Source organism: Clostridium lacusfryxellense (assembly GCF_018861735.1).
Lineage (GTDB): Bacteria > Bacillota > Clostridia > Clostridiales > Clostridiaceae > Clostridium_AD > Clostridium_AD lacusfryxellense.
In genome coordinates this window covers 101,642-123,319 of sequence record NZ_JAHLEB010000008.1, presented here as the reverse complement: position 1 = coordinate 123,319, position 21,678 = coordinate 101,642, and the positions used below count along the sequence as shown (strand labels likewise).

At 31.9% G+C, this 21,678-nt stretch carries 21 protein-coding genes; 17 read left to right on the top strand and 4 right to left on the bottom strand.

Going from position 1 to position 21,678, the window contains the following annotated elements:
• Positions 1-41 precede the first annotated feature (41 nt).
• The 8 genes from KPL55_RS07130 to KPL55_RS07095 all read left to right on the top strand — a co-directional run bounded on the left by KPL55_RS07130 (position 42) and on the right by KPL55_RS07095 (position 5,975).
• Positions 42-383, top strand: a complete 342-nt coding sequence (locus tag KPL55_RS07130) for a PTS sugar transporter subunit IIA (protein WP_216306015.1) — start codon at positions 42-44, stop codon at positions 381-383.
• A gap of 16 nt (positions 384-399) precedes the next feature.
• Positions 400-720: a PTS sugar transporter subunit IIB gene (locus tag KPL55_RS07125; RefSeq protein ID WP_216306014.1), complete on the top strand. Its 321-nt coding sequence runs from the start codon at positions 400-402 to the stop codon at positions 718-720.
• 61 nt (positions 721-781) lie between these two features.
• Positions 782-2,140 (top strand): PTS sugar transporter subunit IIC, encoded by a 1,359-nt coding sequence (locus KPL55_RS07120; RefSeq protein WP_246599336.1) that lies wholly within the window; start codon positions 782-784, stop codon positions 2,138-2,140.
• Positions 2,141-2,159: 19 nt separating this feature from the next.
• Positions 2,160-2,684 (top strand): GrdB-related putative oxidoreductase, encoded by a 525-nt coding sequence (locus KPL55_RS07115; RefSeq protein ID WP_246599335.1) that lies wholly within the window; start codon positions 2,160-2,162, stop codon positions 2,682-2,684.
• 99 nt (positions 2,685-2,783) lie between these two features.
• Positions 2,784-3,878, top strand: a complete 1,095-nt coding sequence (locus KPL55_RS07110) for a DUF871 domain-containing protein (protein ID WP_216306013.1) — start codon at positions 2,784-2,786, stop codon at positions 3,876-3,878.
• A gap of 187 nt (positions 3,879-4,065) precedes the next feature.
• Complete coding sequence (locus KPL55_RS07105; protein ID WP_216306012.1) at positions 4,066-4,374, top strand: PadR family transcriptional regulator; 309 nt, start codon at positions 4,066-4,068, stop codon at positions 4,372-4,374.
• 18 nt (positions 4,375-4,392) lie between these two features.
• Entirely contained in the window at positions 4,393-5,013 is a 621-nt protein-coding gene (locus tag KPL55_RS07100; RefSeq protein ID WP_216306011.1) for a DUF2812 domain-containing protein, read from the top strand.
• Between the two features lie 119 nt (positions 5,014-5,132).
• Positions 5,133-5,975 carry a polysaccharide deacetylase family protein gene (locus KPL55_RS07095; RefSeq protein WP_216306010.1) on the top strand — a complete coding sequence of 281 codons (843 nt, stop codon included), beginning with the start codon at positions 5,133-5,135 and terminating at the stop codon, positions 5,973-5,975.
• Between the two features lie 11 nt (positions 5,976-5,986).
• Here the strand turns inward: KPL55_RS07095 and rsmH are convergent, their stop codons facing one another.
• Complete coding sequence (gene rsmH / locus KPL55_RS07090; protein ID WP_216306009.1) at positions 5,987-7,057, bottom strand: 16S rRNA (cytosine(1402)-N(4))-methyltransferase RsmH; 1,071 nt, start codon at positions 7,055-7,057, stop codon at positions 5,987-5,989.
• A 239-nt stretch (positions 7,058-7,296) separates the two neighbouring features.
• Between rsmH and KPL55_RS07085 the strand changes: the two genes are divergently transcribed.
• The 8 genes from KPL55_RS07085 to KPL55_RS07050 all read left to right on the top strand — a co-directional run bounded on the left by KPL55_RS07085 (position 7,297) and on the right by KPL55_RS07050 (position 17,903).
• Positions 7,297-8,295: an ABC transporter substrate binding protein gene (locus KPL55_RS07085; RefSeq protein ID WP_216306008.1), complete on the top strand. Its 999-nt coding sequence runs from the start codon at positions 7,297-7,299 to the stop codon at positions 8,293-8,295.
• 21 nt (positions 8,296-8,316) lie between these two features.
• Positions 8,317-9,828, top strand: coding sequence for a sensor histidine kinase (locus KPL55_RS25925; protein ID WP_216306007.1), 1,512 nt, complete (start codon positions 8,317-8,319; stop codon positions 9,826-9,828).
• Positions 9,821-11,407: a response regulator gene (locus KPL55_RS07075; RefSeq protein WP_216306006.1), complete on the top strand. Its 1,587-nt coding sequence runs from the start codon at positions 9,821-9,823 to the stop codon at positions 11,405-11,407. Before KPL55_RS25925 ends, KPL55_RS07075 begins: the two co-directional genes overlap by 8 nt.
• 8 nt (positions 11,408-11,415) lie before the next feature.
• A complete protein-coding gene (locus KPL55_RS07070; RefSeq protein ID WP_216306005.1) occupies positions 11,416-12,492 on the top strand; it encodes a D-xylose ABC transporter substrate-binding protein in 1,077 nt (358 codons plus the stop codon).
• A 181-nt stretch (positions 12,493-12,673) separates the two neighbouring features.
• Positions 12,674-13,789: a multiple monosaccharide ABC transporter substrate-binding protein gene (gene chvE, locus KPL55_RS07065; protein ID WP_216306004.1), complete on the top strand. Its 1,116-nt coding sequence runs from the start codon at positions 12,674-12,676 to the stop codon at positions 13,787-13,789.
• Positions 13,790-13,892: 103 nt separating this feature from the next.
• Complete coding sequence (gene mmsA, locus KPL55_RS07060) at positions 13,893-15,431, top strand: multiple monosaccharide ABC transporter ATP-binding protein (RefSeq protein ID WP_216306003.1); 1,539 nt, start codon at positions 13,893-13,895, stop codon at positions 15,429-15,431.
• On the top strand, positions 15,431-16,606 hold the full coding sequence (mmsB, locus tag KPL55_RS07055) for a multiple monosaccharide ABC transporter permease (RefSeq protein WP_216306002.1): 1,176 nt from the start codon (positions 15,431-15,433) through the stop codon (positions 16,604-16,606). Before mmsA ends, mmsB begins: the two co-directional genes overlap by 1 nt.
• Positions 16,607-16,721: 115 nt before the next feature.
• Positions 16,722-17,903 (top strand): iron-containing alcohol dehydrogenase, encoded by a 1,182-nt coding sequence (locus tag KPL55_RS07050; protein WP_216306001.1) that lies wholly within the window; start codon positions 16,722-16,724, stop codon positions 17,901-17,903.
• 92 nt (positions 17,904-17,995) lie between these two features.
• On the opposite strand, the gene KPL55_RS07045 is transcribed toward KPL55_RS07050, so the two are convergent.
• On the bottom strand, positions 17,996-18,649 hold the full coding sequence (locus KPL55_RS07045) for an FBP domain-containing protein (RefSeq protein WP_216306000.1): 654 nt from the start codon (positions 18,647-18,649) through the stop codon (positions 17,996-17,998).
• Between the two features lie 545 nt (positions 18,650-19,194).
• On the opposite strand from KPL55_RS07045, the gene KPL55_RS07040 reads away from it, so the two are divergent.
• The gene (locus KPL55_RS07040; protein ID WP_216305999.1) at positions 19,195-19,488 is read left to right on the top strand and encodes a CD3324 family protein; all 294 of its coding nucleotides are present in this window, start codon (positions 19,195-19,197) and stop codon (positions 19,486-19,488) included.
• Between the two features lie 124 nt (positions 19,489-19,612).
• Here the strand turns inward: KPL55_RS07040 and KPL55_RS07035 are convergent, their stop codons facing one another.
• A complete protein-coding gene (locus tag KPL55_RS07035; protein ID WP_216305998.1) occupies positions 19,613-21,040 on the bottom strand; it encodes a SulP family inorganic anion transporter in 1,428 nt (475 codons plus the stop codon).
• A 34-nt stretch (positions 21,041-21,074) separates the two neighbouring features.
• Positions 21,075-21,491, bottom strand: a complete 417-nt coding sequence (locus KPL55_RS07030; protein WP_216305997.1) for a universal stress protein — start codon at positions 21,489-21,491, stop codon at positions 21,075-21,077.
• Between the last annotated feature and the right edge of the window lie 187 nt (positions 21,492-21,678).

The following is a 21,678-nucleotide window of genomic DNA, read 5'->3' as shown; positions in this document are numbered from 1 at the left end:
ATAGGTAGTATATTTAAAAGTACGAATAAGAGGAGGTTGTTATGGACGGAATAGAATTATTATGTTTTCAGATGATTTCAGCTGCTGGGACAGCACGATCTTGTAGTATTGAAGCAATACGAGAAGCTAAGAAGGGAAACTTTAAAAAAGCAGAGGAGTTAATTAAAGAGAGCAAAAGTCAGTTTTTGAATGCGCATGAAGTTCACAATAAATTGTTACAACACAACACGAACGGAGAAAATACCAACTCGTTAATATTGGTGATGCATGCGGAAGATCAACTAATGAGTGCAGAGATGTTTGAGATACTTGCAAAAGAGTTTATTGATACTTATAAAAGATTATTTAACCTTGAACAAAAATTTGATTTAAATTTTAAATAAAGGAGAAGTGATATTAATGAAAAAAATTTACTTGTTTTGTAGTGCGGGAATGTCTACAAGTTTACTATCCGATAATATGCAAAAATTAGCTAATGAGCATAACCTTCAGGTTGAAGTGAAAGCGTTTTCGATTGCAAGTATTGATGATATTTATGAAAAAGAACATCCAGACTGCATTTTACTAGGACCCCAGGTGAGATTTATATATGAGGAAATTAAAGAAAAATATAATAAATTAAATACTCCAGTAGGATTAATCGATGGCAATGATTATGGGACCATTAATGGAGCAAATATTTTAAAATTAGCATCAAAATTGATAAAACAGGGTGTTTAGAAAACTATTCTAATTTATATTACCATATTAACGCTATTCTTAAAAATGGAGGAGTGTAAAAATGAAAAAAAGTTTTATGGATAAGCTAGAAACAAAACTCATGCCTATTGCTACGGCTATAAGCAAGAACAAATATCTTATATCAATTCGTGATGGCTTTTTAATCAGTATGCCACTTTTGGTAGTTGGTTCAATGTTTATGCTTATTTCAAATTTTCCAGTTCAGGCTTGGATTGACTTATTAAGAAGTACAAAAATTGGCGGATTACCAATTTCAGACTATCTTTCAACTGTAACAAGCGCAACTTTTTCAATTATGGCAATATTTATTGTAATCGGTATTGGTTATAATTATGCTAAGAAGGAAAAAACAAATATGATATTTGGAGCAGCTGTTGCCATCTTAAGTTGGTTTATTCTTATGCCATTTACAACGGCTTTTACACCCGAAGGAACTAAAACAGTATTTCAAGTACCTAGCATTCCTTTAGACTGGGTTGGATCAAAAGGCATATTCATAGGAATTATATGTGCGTTTGTATCCGTTAGGATTTACAAATGGGTGGAAGATAAAGGTTGGACGATTAAAATGCCAAAGGGTGTTCCACCAACTGTTGGACAGTCATTTTCAGCATTATTTCCAATCGCTGGAGTAGTTATTATATTCTTCTTTATTCGAATTGTTTTTTCATTGACACCCTGGGGAAATGCTTTTGATTTTGTTTATAAGATTTTGCAATTGCCGCTACAAAAAGTTGGAGATTCACTTGGGGCTATGACGGGAGTTTATTTCTTTGCGCATGTATTATGGCTCTTTGGTATTCATGGAACAAATATTACAGGTTCAGTTTTTAATCCAATACTTTATTCATTATCTGCAGAAAATTTACAAGCGCTGCAAGCAGGACTACCATTACCTCACATTATAAATCAACAATTTCAAGACTTATTCGCTACGTATGGAGGGGCTGGATCAACACTTTCCCTATTGGTTGCAATGTTTGGATTCTGTAAATCAAAACGAATTAAAGAACTGGGGAAAATAGCAGTTGTTCCTGCTATTTTTGGTATAAATGAGCCAATTATTTTTGGTTTGCCAGTTGTATTAAATCCTTTAATAGCTATTCCTTTTATTCTTGTACCAATGATTAATATACTTATTTCATGGATTACTATGAGAATTGGAATGGTTCCAATTTGTAATGGTGTTATTATGCCATGGACTACACCACCAATTATTTCAGGTTTCTTATCCTCTGGATGGCAAGGGTCATTATTACAAATATTCCTTATTGTTCTTGGAATAGGTATCTATTTACCATTCATTAAAACTATGGATAAACAATATCTACTAGATGAGGCTAAAGCCCAAGATGTTTCAACTGAAGATAACATATCCTTAGATGATTTAACATTCTAAAAGTAAGGAGAATTAAGTTATGATTAAGATAATAACAATTTATGATCAAATCCAATCTGGGATGGGTTCGAAAGACGATAAGCTGTTGCCTCTTGGAGGAAAAAATGTGCCTATTGGTCCTAGCATCATGATGGAACCCTATCTAAAACAGATTGATGCCAAAGTTGTAGCCTGTTTATATTGTGGAAATGGAACCTATTTATCTGATAAAAAGATGGTAAGCAAAAAATTATGTGACATGGTGCAAAAACTGCATCCAGATATAGTGATTTGTGGACCAGCATTTGATTTTAAGGACTATGCACAAATGTGTGCCGAGGTTACGTGGGACATAAATAATTCAACTGATGTACCTGCAATTGCATCTATGTCTGCTGAAAATGAAGAAGTACTAAGTAAATATAAGGACCTTATGTATATCGTGAACTGCCCTAAAAAGGGTGATGTTGGTTTAACCCATGCACTGAGCAATATTTGTAAGGTAGCAAAATCTATTGCTACTCAAGATGACAACATTAAAAGTATTAAAAAATATTGCTTTTAAAAAGATTATTTTTAAAAAAAGAAATTCAGAAATAGCATATTATATTCGACTTTTGCTATTTCTGAATAAATTTATAAAATTGAAAGGCAGGTTATTTAAATGCATAGAATGGGTATATCTATTTATCCAGAACATTCGACAGAAGAAAAAGATTATGATTATATGAAACTAGCTGCAAAATATGGATTTACTCGGATTTTTACATGTTTATTGTCAGTCAAAGAATCAAAAGAGATTATCATTAATAAATTTACCGAGTTTATGGTACAAGCACATGAACTTGGATTTATTGTTGGTGTAGATACAAATCCTAGTGTGTTTTTGCACCTAGGGGCTACTCCATATGATTTAAAAGTGTTTTATGATATGAAGGTTGATATTATTCGGCTAGATGGACATTTCAGTGACATGGATGATATCGCAATTACCCATAATCAATATGAAATTCCTATTGAGTTTAATGGAAGCTCCAATACTGCTTTGGATTTAATGATTGAAAGAGGTGCAAACACACAAAATATGGTTGTTTGTCATAACTTTTATCCGCAGAAATATACAGGCCTTGGATGGAATAAGTTTATAGAATTCACAAAAAAATATAAAGCTTTAGGTCTTCCCGTTGCAGCATTTGTTTCCAGTAACAATAAAAATACCTTTGGCCCTTGGCCAGTATATGAAGGATTATCTACTTGCGAAATGCACAGAGGATTACCTATAGATTTACAAGTTAGACATCTGCTTTCAACTAATAAAATTGATGATATTTTAATTGGGAATGCTTATGCTACGGAGGCTGAGCTAAAGGCGATATTCCAAGTTGATAAAACAAAAACTACCTTCAACTTAGAGCTTTCGGGCGACATTACAACTGATGAGAAAAATATTATATATAATTACCCTCATTTTGGGAGAGGAGATGCATCTGATTATTTGATTCGAAGTAGTCTACCACGTGGGGATTATAAGGACAAACCAATTCAATATCGTGAACATGATAAAGAATTATTTCATAGGGGCGATGTTGTAATAGTTAATGACAATTTATCTCATTATCGAGGTGAACTAGAAATTATCGCAAAAGATATGCCTAATGATGGTGAAAGAAATTTTGTGGCCAGAATACCTAAAGAGGAATTAATTTTATTAGACCAATTGAGACCAGAATATTTTTTTGGGTTCATTAAAACGAGATAACCATGACTAATTGATTACAATAAAATTCAAATATTTATAATAGTTATTATTTAAAATACGAAGGCCTTGTGCCTTCGTATTTTATTGTTGACATATACAGTTAAACGTTATATAGTATAACTATACAGTTTGACGTTATAAAGTTTAAATGTCTAACATCTATGGAATAAAAAAATAGGAGGATTCTATGAATTTTAATAAATTCTTACCACTTACAGAAACAACATTTTACATCATGCTTTCTCTTGTGAAGCCCTCTCACGGATATGCAATTATGCAAAATGTAGAACTGTTAAGTGAAAATAAAGTTAAAGTTGCTGCTGGTACATTATATGGTGCTATAGAAAAACTTTTGAAGCAAAAACTAATAAGATCAGTAGAAAGTGAAGATAAACGAAGAAAAGTGTATGTGCTTACGGATGAGGGGAAAGAGGTATTAAAACTGGAGACTGTTAGAATGAGGCATTTAGTAAATATCTCTCAAGATGTATTTTAATAATAGAAGGGAGCAAAAATGATGAAAAAATTTAAGATGTTCGTAGACATGGATAAAGAGGAAGAATACTTAAATGAAATGGCTAAAAGTGGATTTGTGCTTAAAAAGTATGGTTTTTTTGGAGTTTATACCTTTGTTAAAGGAGATTCTGTAGATTTGCATTATAGAGTTGATTATCGTGTATTCAAAAGTAAAAGGAAATTTGAGGAGTATAAAATTTTATTTGAAGATGCAGGTTGGGAGCATGTTTCAGGAATAGAATTATCTTTATCAGGAGGACAATATTTTATTCCTAAATTATCAAATATAGGTTTGCCTGATATTTTTTCAGATACAGAATCAAAATTGGCAAGATACAAAAGATTTATTGATCAGTGTATTTGTAGTTGTGTGTGTATGTTAGTTTATATGTTTAGTATATTAAAAACCAATAATTTGAGATACTTAACGCCTGGATTATGGGAGAAAAATGGAGATGACTTTTGGAGAGCTTTTATTTTTGAAACCCCAGTTGTAGTTTTGCGATTTCTGCCTTTTATAATTCTTCTTATATTATCAATAATGTATGGTAATCGGGCATTTAAAGCAAAAAAAATGTACAATAAAAGTCTGATTGAAAATAAAAACAATAGTTTGTAAAGTTATATTTTTTTACCTAAATTTTCAAATGTTGCAGGGAAAAGGTAACTTTGTGTTGAAATGAGTATAGGTAATGTAGTACAAATATGAAATAAAAGCTAGATAGGAGTGAAAGAATAATGGCAAATATTTTTCTGAGATTTCCAGGTGGAAGACCCAAAGCCCTTACATTAAGTTATGATGATGGTGTAGAGCAAGACATAAAGCTTATTAAGATTATGAATGAACATGGATTAAAAGGGACATTTAATTTAAATAGTGGACTATATGCAGATGAAGGTACTATTTATCAAGAAGGACAAATTCATCGCAGGATGACTAAAAATCAAGTTACAGAAACTTATTTGAATGCAGGACATGAGGTTGCAGTACATGGGCTAACTCATCCATTTCTTGAGCAACTGCCTACTCACATGGTCGTTAATGAAATAATAAAAGATCGTGAAAATCTTGAAACGCAGTTTAGCACAATTATACGTGGAATGGCTTATCCATTTGGTACCAATAGTGAAGATGTTATTAAGGCTCTTAAATCTTGTGGCATAGCTTATGCAAGAACTGTAATTTCAACAAATGATTTTAGAATTCCTACTGATTGGCTGCGATTAACCGCAACTTGTCATCATGATTCGCCTGAGCTAAAAAGCCTTGCAAAAAAGTTTGTGGAAGATAAGTTAACACAGACACCATATTTGTTTTATTTATGGGGGCACAGTTATGAATTTGAGGCTGATAATAATTGGAATGTAATTGAAGATTTCGCCAAGTATACAGGTAATAGAGAAGATATTTGGTATGCAACAAATATAGAAATTTATGAATACATTGATGCATATAATCGATTAATATTTAGTGTTGATGGCAAACGTGTAGAAAACCCGACAAATAAAAAAATCTGGTTTCAATATGAAGAAAAACATATTGAAATCCAGCCAGGAAAAATGATAGTAATATATGATTAACAGGAACTAAATCATGCTTTTATAGCCCAACGCAATTTAGCAGAACGTGCACGACCATTAGTATTACATTCTTGTGCTGATGGCCTGATAGGACCTTCTGCTATTTCACTATATATGCCTTCACTAAAAAAACGTTTAAAAGATTTTTTAACAAGGCGATCTTCTCCTGAATGAAATGAAAGTATAGCAACGCGACCACCCTTTGCAAGGGTATCAGGAAGCTTTTCCAAAAATTCATATAACACTTCAAATTCTCTATTGACATCAATTCGTAATGCTTGAAAACACCGTTGACAGGTTTTTTTTAGCGCCTCTTTACTATTACTTCCGGGAATGTATTTAAGGGTTTCTTTGATGATTTCTTGTAGTTGTGTTGTGGTTGATATGTCTATTCCTTTTTTAATTTGGGAAGTAATGGAGCGAGCAATTGCTGCAGCATTAGGTTCGTCTGCGTTTTCTACAAGCATACCTTCTAATTCATATAACGAAATAGTTTTTAACCTATCTGCGGCGGAGTGACCTCTATTGGGATTCAGCCGTAAGTCTAATGGTCCCTCATTCTTAAATGAAAATCCTCTTTCAGGATTGTCTATTTGCATTGAAGAGACACCCAAATCTGCCATTAAGAAATTAAGTGGGCCTGATTGCAGGGCAACTTGATCTATTTGAGAAAAGTTCAAATGCTTAATAGTTAAAATTTCAGGGCCATAACCTAACTTCTCTAAACGCTCTTGGGTGCGTGGTAATTCAATAGGATCTACATCAAGTGAATACAAGTGACCCTTTGAATTTAAACATTTAAGCATCTCTAAAGTATGACCACCATAACCTAGTGTTGCATCGAGTCCTATTTGACCAGGAGTAATTTGTAAAAATTCCAATATTTCTTTAACGCAAATTGAACGATGCATACCAGCAGGTGTACTGCCTTTTTGGATAACTTTTGCCACAGTATCAGAATATTTCTCTGGTTGCAGTTCCTTATATTTGTCTTTATAAGATATAGGGTTAGTACCTTTATATCGAACACGTCTCACATGTTTTTGCTCTTGATTATTTTCTTGATTATTCTCTGGAATCATTCTTTCATCCACCTTTTTTTTAAACTATTTATAATGTTATTACAAATAATATGATACCAAATGCAGTTCATAAAAGCAAACTTACAAAGTAATTTAAGAAACTTCAGGGTTTAGAATTTAAAGTCTTTGCATATAGTATATTATATATAATTATGCCAACATTAAAAAAAACATTGCTATCTTTAACATATTTTATGATATAATTTAACTTGATAAATGAAAGTTTTAAGGAGTTTACAATGAAAAAATTATATAAGATTATAATTGGTGCACTGCTCATGACAATAGTAACTTGTATTACATTATCAATAACGTATTCAAGGCAAGTTGATAAAATGCTTGTGGATGCAAAAGTGAGTTTGTTTAACAATCAAAAAGTTCCCAAATATCATTTCTTCATAATACTGCATAATTCAGATGAGCCTTATGTAAAAGATCTCGAGAAAGGATTAATAGATACAGCCACCTCTTTTAATATAGCTATTGAGACAAATTATAGCAGTGGTGTAGACGATTACAATGACACTATAAAATATATAAACATGGCTATAGATTCAAAAGTAGATGGAATAATCACGCACGCCTACAATACAACAGAATTCCAGAAGTTGGTATATAAGGCGCAAGAGAGTAAGATACCTGTTATAACTTTAGATGCCGATTTATCCACTAGTAAAGGAGCGGCATATGTTGGAACAAATGGTTTTGAAATCGGGTCAAAAGCTGGTCAATTAGTTGCAGAGGCATTAAATGGAAAAGCCAAAATAGCAATAATACTCGAGAGTTCGGGGGTAAGCGGTAAAGTAAACCTTAAGTTAGACGGTCTTAACAATAGTATAAAAGGTTACAAAGATATTAAAGTAGAAACAGTTGAAATATCTGATAATGGAATCCTTGGAGCAAATAATGTAACACAGGAAATATTAAACAATCATCCCGATGTAGATGCAATAGTTTGTACAAGCTCCAAAGATGCAATAGGGGCAGCGCAGTTAGTAGTGGATTTTAATAGAGTAGGGGATATTACAATTATAGGTTATGACAGTACTCCTGAAATTCTAAGTTATATACAAAAGGGTGTAATTTATGGAACTATAGTTCCGGGGGCATATAAAATCGGATGTGACAGCATTAAAACATTAGTAGGTTTAAAGGAGAACAAAGGAGTAGCAGCCTACAAACATACTGATTCAATTGTAATAACTAAATCAAATTTGAGTCAGTACCTTAGAAAATAGAATTAAATGAGGGAGAAAAAAGTGACAGATTATTTAAAAAAACTATTAGGGTTTAATACTATTCGAGGGAAGTTATTACTTTATTCTTTACTATTAATTTTTATAATGATTTCTACAAGTTTATATACATTATATAATGCTAAACATATTCTTGAAAAATTTGACTATATGTTTATTAATGATATGTATTTAAATAATCTCTCACTAGATATACAGAATATAGATGAAAAATTATTAAGTTATTTAACAACTAAAAGTTCTGATAGTTTGAGAGACTATACAAAAATTAGTGATAGTTTAAGAATTAGTTCTAATAAAATTAGTAGAGATGTTTCCTATGTTAATGGAGAATTAATGTTAAAGGATATTGGTAATATGATAGATAAGTATTTGGATCAAGGTGATGCGGCTATAAGATCAAAACGTGGAAGAGATGTAGAAGAATGCAATTTAAGGTATAGTGAAAGTAAAGAAATTGTAGGGTATATAGATACCTACATAAAGCAGTTGAATTTAAATCAATTTCATGAAAATGCTGAAAAATATTTTTCTATAACAGAAAAACTAAAATTTCTTCAAACATTTAATATAGTTATTATCGCCAGCACATTTTTATTAAATGTAGTTCTAACCTTTTGGTTTGCAAATAAAACATCTGCTCCAATCGTGAGCCTTGCAACATCCGCAAATGAAATGTCTAGGAGCAACTTTGATGCAGAAAATGTAAAGGTTGACACTGACGATGAGCTGAGAGTTATGGCAGATGCTTTTAATAAAATGAAAGGTCATATTAGGAATCATATTGGGGAACTTAAATATCAAGCTGAGACTGAATTAAAGCTTAAGGATGAAAAACTATCTAACTTAAAAATGAAAAATCTTCTAAAAAATGCTGAACTTAAAGCATTACAATCACAAATAAATCCACATTTTCTTTTTAACACTCTGAATGCAGGTGTTCAGCTAGCTATGATGGAGGGTGCAGAAAAAACAGGTGTATTTCTCGAAAAAATGTCTGACCTTTTTAGATATAACTTAAGAAAAATGGATACCCCTGTAACCCTGGGAGAAGAAATTGAGAATGTGTATGCATATATATATTTGCTTAAAACAAGATTCGGGGATTTAATAAAATATGAATATTATATTGATGAGGAAGTTATAGATATTATTATGCCATCTCAAATAATTCAACCTATTATCGAAAATGCATGCAATCATGGAATTAATGATATGGAATGTGGAGGTAAGATATGCCTAAGGGTAAAAAAGGTTCAGGATATGGTTCAGGTTATTATTGAAGATAATGGCAAAGGAATGGATGCTAAAACAATCCAGGAAATATGTGATTTGAATTTTGAAAAGCCCGCAAATAAAGGTCGTAGTACTAGTATTGGAATGCGAAATGTAATAAAGAGGCTCAAGGCTTTTTATGGACAAGATGATGTCATTGAGATAAAGTCTGAAGCTTTCAAAGGGACTAGTATTATTTTAAAACTGCCTTTAGTAAAGGAGGAAGATGTACTTGTTTAAACTTTTGATTGTTGATGATGAAAAAATTGTAATAGATGCTGTAAGCTTTATTATAAATAAGGAATTTAAAGAAATCATAGAGGCGGTTTCTGCAAAATCTGGTCGAGAAGCTATAGAGAAGTGTCAAAGCTTTAATCCGGATATTGTCCTAATGGATATTAGGATGCCAGGTATTAATGGTATTGATGCTATTAATGAAATAAAGAAAACTCAATCAAATATTGTTTTTATAATTGTTTCTGCTTATGAGCAATTTGAGTATGCGAAAGAGGCTATAGGTTTAGGCGTAAATGATTATATTTTAAAACCAATTATAAAAAACAATTTAGTAGACACCCTTGAAAATATTATAAAAAGGCTAAATAGAGAGAGAGAAAAAAGACAGTTAGACCTTCAAAATATCGAAAATTACCAAAGTCTAATTCCTTTTGTAGAACATGGATTTATATATTCTATACTACTAGGCGAAAGTTATGCAGCTAAGGCAGCTAAGTATAAGGAAATTTTAGGAATTAGTGAACCCGGAGGTTATATAATGATCTTGGAGTCTAGTATAAATGAAACTCAAGCTGATTTTAATGAAATGTTAGAGCAAGGGGATGAACATCGATATTATAAAATGATTAGGGATACATTTAAGTATAAGTGTAAATGTCTTGTTGGGACTTTGATGATAAATAGGATGGTTGTATTTATATCTGGAAACTATACAAAGGAATATGAAGGAAGAGTAAAGGCCTATGATATAGCCACTTATGTGGTGGATAAATTAAAAGACTATAGTAATGAATTTAAATTAAGTATTGGAATTGGTAGTTATAAAAGTATAAAAAACATATCTAGTTCCTATGAAGAAGCATTGAGGGCGCTGCATTATAAAGATAAAGGAATAACTCATATTAAAGACATAACTGTTGATGTTGAAAATATAACTGAATATCCAAAGGATCAAGAAAATAGACTTATTGAAATGATAATGAATACTGATGAACAAGGTGCTTTTGACGCCTTTAATAAAATTTATATATGGGTTTATAAGAATTATAAAAATTTGCATAAAGATGGAAAGTGGAAACTTATGGAATTAATGCTGAATATAGATAGGGTATTATTTGATTTCACAAGTAAGGACGAAGATAAAAATTACTTTTTTAATATGAATAACATTGAAGATTATTTCACCCTTGAAAGCTTATGTAGAAAAAGAATAATACATGTAATTAAAAATATTGGTGAATTCCAAAAAAAGAAAATAAATAGAGTAATTCTTAATGCAAAGTTGTATATAGATGAGAATTTTAGTGATGAAATAACTTTGGAGGGTGTTTCTAAAGTGGTGTGTGTAAGTCCACAATATTTTAGTAGACTTTTTAAAGAGGAAACATGTCAAAATTTTATTGAATATCTTACTAAAGTTAGAATTGATAGGGCAAAACAACTTATGAAAAGCTCAAGCTTAAGTATAAAAGAAATATGTTTTAAGACTGGTTATACTGACCCAAATTATTTTAGTCATATTTTCAAGAAAACTGAAAAATTAACACCTTCGGAATATATAAAAAACTGTAATAAGGGGTAGGTTAGAATATGATTTATGGGGGAAAACAAAGGCATAGACATATGGCTATATTACTAGTATTGATTTTTATAGTTGGATTTTGGGTTTTTAAAGTTAATAAAAAAAAGGATCAAATAGTAGATTCAAGCAAATTAAAGATCGGACTTTGTATGGATTCACTTATAATTGAACGATGGCAGATCGACAGGGACATTTTTATGGCTCGGGCTAAAGAACTTGGTGCTGAAGTAATTGTCCAAAATGCAGGAAGTGATAGCAATGAGCAGATTATCCAAATAAAATATTTAATAAATCAAGGAGTTAATGTTTTAGTAATAGTTCCAAATAATAGTGATGCATTAGCACCAGTTGTTGCAGCTGCAAAGAAAAAAGAGATCAAAGTAATTTCTTATGACAGACTAATACGAAAAGCAAATGTGGACCTTTATATAACCTTTGATAATGAAAAGGTTGGCGAATTAATGGGAGAAGCTATAGTTGCGAAGGTACCTAAAGGAAACTATATTATCATAAATGGAAATAAACAAGATTACAACGCAATAGAATTTAATAAAGGTTATATGAATGCAATAAAACCTAGCATTGATAGTGGAAATATAAAAATAGTTAATGAGGTTTGGTCAGAAAACTGGAATGAGGAAGAAGCAATAAAATGCGTTGAAGAAACCATAGCAAGCGGAGTGGAAATCAATGGGATTGTAGCTGCAAATGATGCTCTTGCCCAAGCTGTTATTGAGGTTTTATCGGAAAATAGGATGGCAGGTAAGGTTTCTGTAGTAGGGGGTGATGCAGACCTTTCTGCCTGTCAAAGAGTGGTTGAGGGCCTACAACTCATGACTGTATACAAACCTATAGTAAAAATGGCGCGAGACGCAGCAGATGCCGCTGTGAAAATGGGGAAAGGCGACAGAATGAGTACAAATGATATAATAAATGATGGATTATTTATTATACCTACACTTAAAGAATTTTCAACAAAGGTTACAAAAACTAATATGTTGGATATAGTTGTGAAAAGTAATTTTCATAAAATCGAAGATATTTATAGGAATATACCCCGATCAGAGTGGCCAAAAGAAAAATAGGGCATGAATCATTGATAAAAAAATGCTATATAGCAAAAAAATGCTATATGGCATTTTTTTATTTTAACTACAACATATTAGTAATAGTTTAGGATAATTTTTTGTAGAGTAAATTATGTAATTTTAAGTTAATATATAAATGTAAACATTTTCAATAAAAATATCAAAGGGGGATTATTTAATGAAAAAAATACTTTCGACAGTACTGGCTGCAGTATTTATGTTAAGTCTAGTAGCTTGTAGTCCAGCTAAAACAACTGAAACTACTACAAAAGATGCACCTGCTACAACTACTGAAAAAGCAGCTGGTGGACTCATTGGTGTTGCTATGCCTACTCAATCACTTCAACGTTGGAATCAAGATGGTGAAAATATGAAGAAAGAACTTGAAACTAAAGGATATACGGTTGATTTGCAGTATGCGAACAATGATGTAAACACTCAAATTCAAGGCATTGAAAATATGATAACTAAGAAATGTAAGGTTCTTGTAGTAGCTGCTATTGATGGTTCAACCCTTACAGATGTTCTTAAAAAGGCAGGAGAAAATGGTATTAAGGTAATAGCTTATGACAGATTAATTATGAAAACAGCAAACGTTGATTATTATGCTACTTTTGATAATTTTAAAGTTGGTGTTATTCAAGGACAATATATAGAGACTAAACTTGCTCTTAAAGATGGGAAAGGACCTTTCAATATTGAATTGTTTGGTGGATCTCCAGACGATAACAATGCAACATACTTCTTTAAAGGCGCTATGAGTATACTACAGCCATATATAGACAATGGCAAACTCGTTATTGGCAGTAAGCAAAAAGACTTTACAACTATAGCAATTCAGGGTTGGGATTCAGCTAAAGCTCAGGCGAGAATGGATAACTTAATTACTTCAACATATGCAAAAGGAACAAAACTCGATGTAGTTTTATCACCTAATGATAGTTTAGCAATAGGTATAGTTGCATCACTTAAAAATGCAGGTTACGGTAGTGGTGATAAGAAATATCCAGTATTAACTGGGCAAGATTGTGACAAACCTAATGTACTTGCAATGATTAAAGATCAACAATCTATGTCTATTTTTAAAGATACAAGGACTTTAGCTACTAAAGTTGTTGAAATGGTTGATTCAATACTTCAAGGAAAAACAGCTGATGTAAATGATACAAAAACTTATGATAATGGTTCAAAAGTTGTTCCATCTTTCCTTTGTGATCCGATTTATGCAGATAAAGCAAACTATAAATCAATTCTTGTAGACAGTGGATATTATAAAGAAGCAGATTTAAAATAAAAATATTAACCATTTGATATATTAAAGTCGAACACCTGCTAGTAGGTGTTCGTCTTAATAATATGTCTAAACATCTATATTAATAAAGTTAGGAGATGTAGGTATGGATGAATTTATACTTGAAATGAAAAATATAACAAAGCTTTTTCCAGGTGTAAAAGCACTTGATAATGTAAATCTTAAAGTCAGGTCAGGAGCTATTCATGCTCTAATTGGTGAAAATGGAGCTGGAAAATCCACACTTATGAATGTACTCAGTGGAATATATCCATATGGCACCTATAACGGTAAAATAATATATCAAGGTAAGGAATGCATCTTTAAGAATATAAAAGATAGTGAGAAAACAGGAATTGGTATAATTCATCAGGAATTAGCTCTTAGCCCCTATCTTTCTATAGGAGAAAATATTTTTTTAGGAAATGAGAGGGCAAAACATAAATTTATAAACTGGGATGAAACCCATAGAAAATCAAAAGAACTATTAAAAAAGGTTGGACTTAAGGAAGATTCTAGAACGATAATTAAAGATATTGGCGTTGGCAAGCAGCAACTCGTTGAAATTGCTAAAGCTTTGGCTCAAGACGTGAAACTTCTAATACTTGATGAACCCACAGCTGCACTTAATGAGGAAGATTCTAATAATTTATTGAAATTACTATTGGAGTTAAAGGGAGATGGAATTACATCAATTCTTATTTCACATAAACTAAATGAAATATTAAAGATATCAGATTCTATTACTATAATCCGTGACGGCTCAACAATAGAGACATTAAATAAAGGTGATAAGGATTTAAGCGAAGACAGAGTAATTAAGGGCATGGTAGGTCGAGAATTAACAAACCGATTTCCGGTCCACGATTCTAAAATTGGTGAGGTTGTGTTCGAAGTAAAAAGTTGGAACGTATATGATCCTATTATTGAAAATAGAAAGGTTATAGATAACGTAAGTATTAACATACGCAGGGGCGAAATCGTAGGGTTTTCTGGTCTGATGGGGTCAGGAAGGACAGAACTTGCTATGAGTATCTTTGGCAAAGCATATGGAAAACGTATTAGTGGGAAAATAATAAAAGATGGTAAGGAAATTGTTCTTAAAAATGTTCGTATGGCAATAGATAATGGACTTGCCTATGTTACTGAGGATCGCAAAAGCGCAGGACTAGTTCTAATGCAGGACATTAGGAGTAACATCTCACTTGCAAATCTTAATAAAATTAGTGTAAATCAATTTGTGGATGAACATAAAGAAATTCAGGTAGCTGAGGAGTATAGAAAAAAATTGAATATAAAATCCTCAAGTATTTTTCAAAATACCGGAAACCTATCTGGTGGAAATCAACAAAAAGTTGTACTCAGTAAATGGATATTTACAAACCCTGAGGTTCTAATATTAGACGAGCCAACAAGGGGGATTGATGTGGGAGCTAAGTATGAGATTTATTCCATCATTAACAAGCTAGCGGATGATGGGAAATCAATTATATTTATTTCATCAGAACTTCCAGAAATATTAGGGATTTGTGACCGTGTTTATGTTATGAACGAAGGTAAAATTGTTGGTGAGTTATCTAAAAAAGATGCATCACAAGAAAGCATAATGAAATGTATAATGAAACACGATATGGAGGTAACCTAATGGATGTGATTAAAAATCTTTTTAAGAAAAACGTAAGGCAATACGCAATGCTTATTGCACTAGTAGTAATAATGGTGTTTTTTCAAATTGCTACAAAAGGCATCCTTTTAGTTCCAATGAACGTAACTAATTTAATACTTCAGAATGGGTACGTATTTATATTGGCAATAGGTATGACACTTACTATTTTAACCGGTGGAAATATTGACCTATCTGTAGGATCTTTATGTGCGTTAATCGGAGCAATTTCAGGAACATTGATAATAACTATGCATATGAGTATATTTCTTGCAATAGTTATTTCTCTACTTTTAGCTCTAATTATCGGAATTTGGCAAGGGTTTTGGATTGCATATATAAGAATTCCTTCATTTATAGTAACCCTTGCAGGAATGCTTTTATTTAGAGGTCTAACGGTTACAATGCTTAAGGGATTAACTTTAGCTCCTTTTCCTGAGAGTTTTCAAAATATAAGTTCTGGATTTATCCCAGATATTTTTAATGTATTTGGTGTTAAGTTAAATGTTACAGCTATTATTGCTGGTGTTATAATATCTGTTTTATATGCAGCTATCCAGTTAAAACAGAGGGCTAAAAGACAAAAAACTGATTTTGAAGTTGAATCATTAACGTTTTTTGTAATTAAAATAATAGTTATGGTATTTATAATTAATTTGTTTTTCTTTTGGCTTGCATCTTATAAAGGTATTCCAATAGCTTTAGTAATTATTGGAGTTCTTATAGTAGTCTATTCTACATTTACAACGAGAACTGTTCCAGGGCGATACCTTTATGCAATGGGAGGGAACGAAAAGGCAGCTAAACTTTCAGGTATTAATACAAATAAAGTTCTATTCTTTGCATATGTAAATATGGCAGTTTTGTCTGCTGTGGCAGGCATGATGTTCGCATCACGTATTAACTCAGCATCACCTTCGGCAGGTCTAAACTTCGAATTAGATGCAATTGGAGCTTGTTTTATAGGTGGCGCATCTGCATATGGTGGTGTTGGTACAGTTGTTGGTGCTATAGTTGGAGCACTAGTAATGGGTGTATTAAACAATGGAATGTCTATACTTGGAGTTGGTAGTGACTGGCAAATGTCCATTAAAGGCTTAGTACTTTTGACTGCTGTAGCATTTGATGTTATTTCTAAAATAAAATCTAAATCTTAGAAAAAGTATAGAAAAGTATAAAACAATTTTCCTGATTTTTGGAGGAATTCCAGTACAGTTATAGAATAGAGTCTATAGCTGTATTTTTATGAATTAAATTAGGAGGATATAATATATGAAAGATTTTAATTTTTACTCACCTACAGAGGTTATTTTCGGAAAAGACTCTGAACTAAAAACTGTTGATGAAATTAAGAAACATGGTGGTTCAAGGGTTCTTATTGTCTACGGCGGTGGAAGTGTAGTTAAAAGCGGATTGCTTTTGAAAATCGAGAATTCACTTAGAGAAGGTGGTCTTTTATTTACTTCAATTGGTGGTGTGTGTCCCAATCCACGACTGTCCTTAGCAAGAAAAGGCGTAGATGCGGCAAAAGAATTTAAGGCTGATTTTATACTTGCAGTTGGTGGCGGTAGTGTAATTGATACTGCAAAGGCAATTGCACATGGCGCCGCTAATCCAGAAACGGACATTTGGAGCTTTTGGATGAAAGAGGTGGCTCTTGTTAAAAGCATGCCAGTCGGTGTGGTTTTAACTATTGCAGCAGCAGGAAGTGAAACAAGCGATTCAGCTGTGCTTACTGATGAAGTTACATCATCAAAGAGAGGACTAAATTCAGATTTTAATCGTCCAAGATTTGCTATTATGAATCCGAAGTTACTTTATACACTACCATCATTTCAACTTTCTTGTGGTATCGTTGATATAATGATGCATACTATGGATAGATATTTTACTCTAACCGAAGGCAATGAGATTACAGATGAAATAGCAGAGTCACTTTTGCGCGTTGTTATTAAAAATGGAAAAATTGCAATGGAAGATCCACACTGTTATCATGCGTTAAGTGAAATAATGTGGTGTGGAAGTATATCACACAACGGACTAACTGGTCTTGGAGCGGCAACAGATTTTGCTCCACATCAACTTGGTCATGAGCTCAGTGGCAAGTTTGATGTAGCTCATGGAGCTAGCCTTTCTGCAATTTGGGGTTCCTGGGCACAGCACTGTTATCAAGCTAAACCGGAACGTTTTACTCGCTTTGCAAAACAGGTATGGGGAATTGAGAAAAGTAGCACGCAAGAAACAGCTCGCGCAGCAATCGATGCAACTGTAGAGTTCTTTGCTGCGCTCGGTATGCCTACATGTTTTACAGAACTTGGGATAGGAGTACAAAGCGAAGAAATACTTGGCGAACTGGCTGACCGATGCGTCTTCTATGGCAAACGCAAGGTTGGAAGTTTTAAGAAGCTAGATAGAGAAGATACTTATCAAATATATAAATTAGCAAATCGTTAATAGTTTAATACACATACTAAAATTTTAGTATGTGTATTTTTTATTATAAAAAGTGGATAAGTTTCATTGGAATTGTGGGTTATTAGTGGCTATCACTTTATATTGTTAACATCTTTTAAAAGTTTCTCAAGATTTTCGGTTGATACAACTCTTTCGTTACACTTCTTGCTATCTAAACATAGATCAAAGCCTATTGACCTATAGGAATCTTGCCCAGTTGTTTTGCAAATAGGTGAAACAAAGTTTACTTCACTATCCCCAGCTGAGTGATTGCAAAGCACACATCTATGAGCGTTATTGGAACCAGAACTTGAAACTCTACATGCCATACCCATAAGTTTACCATTCATATTATAAGCCACAAATAATTTACTGGTGGAGTTATCAATCCAACCTAAATATACATTGTTTGTTTCCTGTGCATTTAAGTTAGGTAATTTGAGTTTCTTTTCCTTTTTAAACAATCTACTAATTTGTGAATTTGTAATGTTTGGCATTCCATATACATATTCATTAAGTTCAGCTAAATACTTATCGATATGCATAGGGGTTGTTAGTTTACTAATATCAAGTATTTCTTTTTCTTCCTCGGATAAATCTGTGAAAATATTTAATATTTGCTGATGTTTATATGCTTTAGTAACTTCAATAATATTAGGATCTAAACAGACTCTAAAAGTATTATCTAAATCATATAAGCGCTTTCTTATATAATTATATTCATGTTTTTTAATAAAAGCTTTCATAAAATCTAGTACCTCTTTTCTAAAATAATTATTACAAAGAAATCATAACATAGTTTAAAAGAAACATTCAATCTAATGAATAATTCTGTAATGATTATGAGCATATAAGTTGTTCTAATGGACGCCATAGTTTAAATTGAAATTTGTATAAAAAGATAGTATAATGTAAATATTATTTATCAATGTAATCAGAGCTAAAAGTTTGTTTTTATGAAAGGTGTGAACAGTATGATTTACAAAAGTGATTTGGATTTAAGGAAACTCCTTGCGAAGGCCATAAGAACTAAATCGGCTATGCTTTGCTTGGAGATTAGTTTATTAAAATAGCTGATGCTTTAATTATATGGTCTTGCTAAGTTCTTTTTAAATTTATATAAAAGGGCTTTAGTTAGTGCGTAATTATTTAGCATCAGCTAATTTAATAGATGATTTCATACATTCCTTCCTTCCTTTATATAAGAATGGAGACTGTTGCAAACGTAGATTTGTGACAGTTTTTTTGGTCTTTGCTTCAACAAAAAATAATTTTTTGGAGGAGTAAAGATATGAAATATAGTAATGCATACAATGTTTTACCAAAGGATATAGTAAAAGCTATTCAAGAATATGTGGATGGGGAATATTTATATATACCTAGAAAAGAAGAAGAACAAAAAAAATGGGGAGAACAAAGCGGCTCAAGAGATACTTTGAAAAGAAGAAATGAACAAATTTATTTGAAATATATAAAAGGGGCTGGGATTTTGGATTTAGCTCAGGGGTACTTTCTTTCGGATAAAAGTATAAGAAGAATTATAGGTCAACAAAAGAAGATTATGCTAGAAATTAATACAGAATAATAAACAAGATTGAAAGCCACGTTTGATCCTCAGATAAATGATAAAATACCGTTAAGTCAAAATTAAAAACTTTGACTTAGCGGTATTTTCATTTTATTTATTTAGTTATTTCTGTAATTTATTTTCAATTGTATTCTTTTAAATTTACAGCCAGCTTGGAATTATGAAAGGTTAATCCGATTACTTTGAAATTTTTATTTTCAATATTTAATTGTTTAATTATTTTAAGGACAGCATCAACACCTGAATCATCCCAAATTTGAGAATCAGTAAAATCTAATATTGTATATTCTTCAAATTCAATGGTTTCAAAGGATTCTAAGAATCCGTGTGTTGAGGCAAAAAATAATTGTCCTTTGATACTAACTTCTTGTCCTTGTTTAGTAACCTTAACTTTAGATAACTTTGACATGAAAATAATTGAACTTAACATTACTCCAACAACAATTCCTATAGCTAAATTATGGGTGTACACTACTATACATACAGTTAAGAGCATAACTATACTTTCCGTAAACGGAACATGTTTTACATATTTAAAACTTTTCCAGTCAAAAGTTTCAAAAGATACAGTAATCATTATTCCAATTAAAGCAGCTGTTGGAATTTGAATCATCATTCCTTTTAGAAAGACTATTAGAAATAATAATGACATTCCAGCAGTAAATGTAGACAGTCGTTTTAATCCGCCAGATTTAACGTTAATAACAGCTTGGCCAATCATTGCGCATCCGGCTGGTCCTCCGAAAAGTCCAGTCACTATATTCGCAAGTCCTTGAGATTTAACTTCTCTTTGATTGTCACCAGATGTATCTGTCATTTCATTAATTAATGGAAGCGTCAATAATGATTCAATCAATCCAACCATGGAAAGAGCAATGGCTGTTGGGAAAATTATAATTAAAGTATCAAAATTAAAAGGAACTGTAGGGAGTGATATAAAGGGAATAGTTCCACTCATATCCCCTAAGTCGCCCACGGTTTGAACTCCTAAAGGTAAGAAAACAGCTAAACTCGTCATAACTATGATGACAATAAGTGCAGGTGGAATTACTTTTGTTAGTTTTGGAATTAAATACATCGTTGCAATTGTGACTAAAACCATAATATAAGTCCATGTGTTTTTACTACCCAATTGTTGAATTTGAGCAATAAATATTAGTAATGCTAAGGCATTAACAAATCCTAACATAACAGATTTTGGAATGAATTTCAGTAACTTTTGGATTCCTAAATAACCTAAAATCAATTGAATAATTCCTGTTAAAATGGTGGCGGCGACCATGTACTCAATACCATGACTCTTAATAAGAGTCACCATAACTAAAGCCATTGAACCTGCAGCAGCTGAAACCATAGCGGGGCGACCACCTGTAAATGACGTAACAACTACAGTAGTAACGGATGCAAATAAGGCTGTAATAGGATTCACTCCTGCAATAATAGCAAATCCTATTACTTCAGGAATTAAGGCAATAGAAGTAACTAATCCCCCGAGAATATCATTTTTTATATTTCCAAACCATTCTTCTTTTTTTATACTCAGTAACATAAAAATTTATCAAACTCCTTTTCAAATTTTTCTTTTATTTAACTATTAAAACAGGTACGGTAGCATATTTTACGACCTTATGACTTACACTTCCCATGACAAATTCTTGTATCATATTTAAACCTCGACTTCCGATAATTAGCATATCTGTAGTGTTATGTTTTACATAATGAAGAATTTCAGTTGCTGGGTCGCCATACAACAGTTCAATAGAATATTCACTTTCATTAAGCAAACCTGAAAGTTCTTTATTAATTTTTCGTATGCGATTTTGTTTCCTAGTTTCAGCATCGTCAGACAAGTTTAGAGCTTGGTCTTTTGCTGTTGAAATTTCAGTAACCGATAAAATAATTATTTCGATTTGTGGAAACCCTACTTTAATATTTTTGGCTTCTTTTACAGCAGCTATAGCATGTGAAGAAGAATCAAAAGCAATTGTAATTTTTTTCATGTTTTCTCCTTTCTCATTTAAATAATATTCCTGTATATTTAAATTTTAAGTCTCATTTAAGAGTAATAATAAATATATTTTAACATGTAGAGGAATTCAATGGTGATTTATTTTTTTTATTAGAAAATAAAGAGAATATCTAATTCACAATAAAATGGTTTAATGAATATATTAATTATAAGATTAC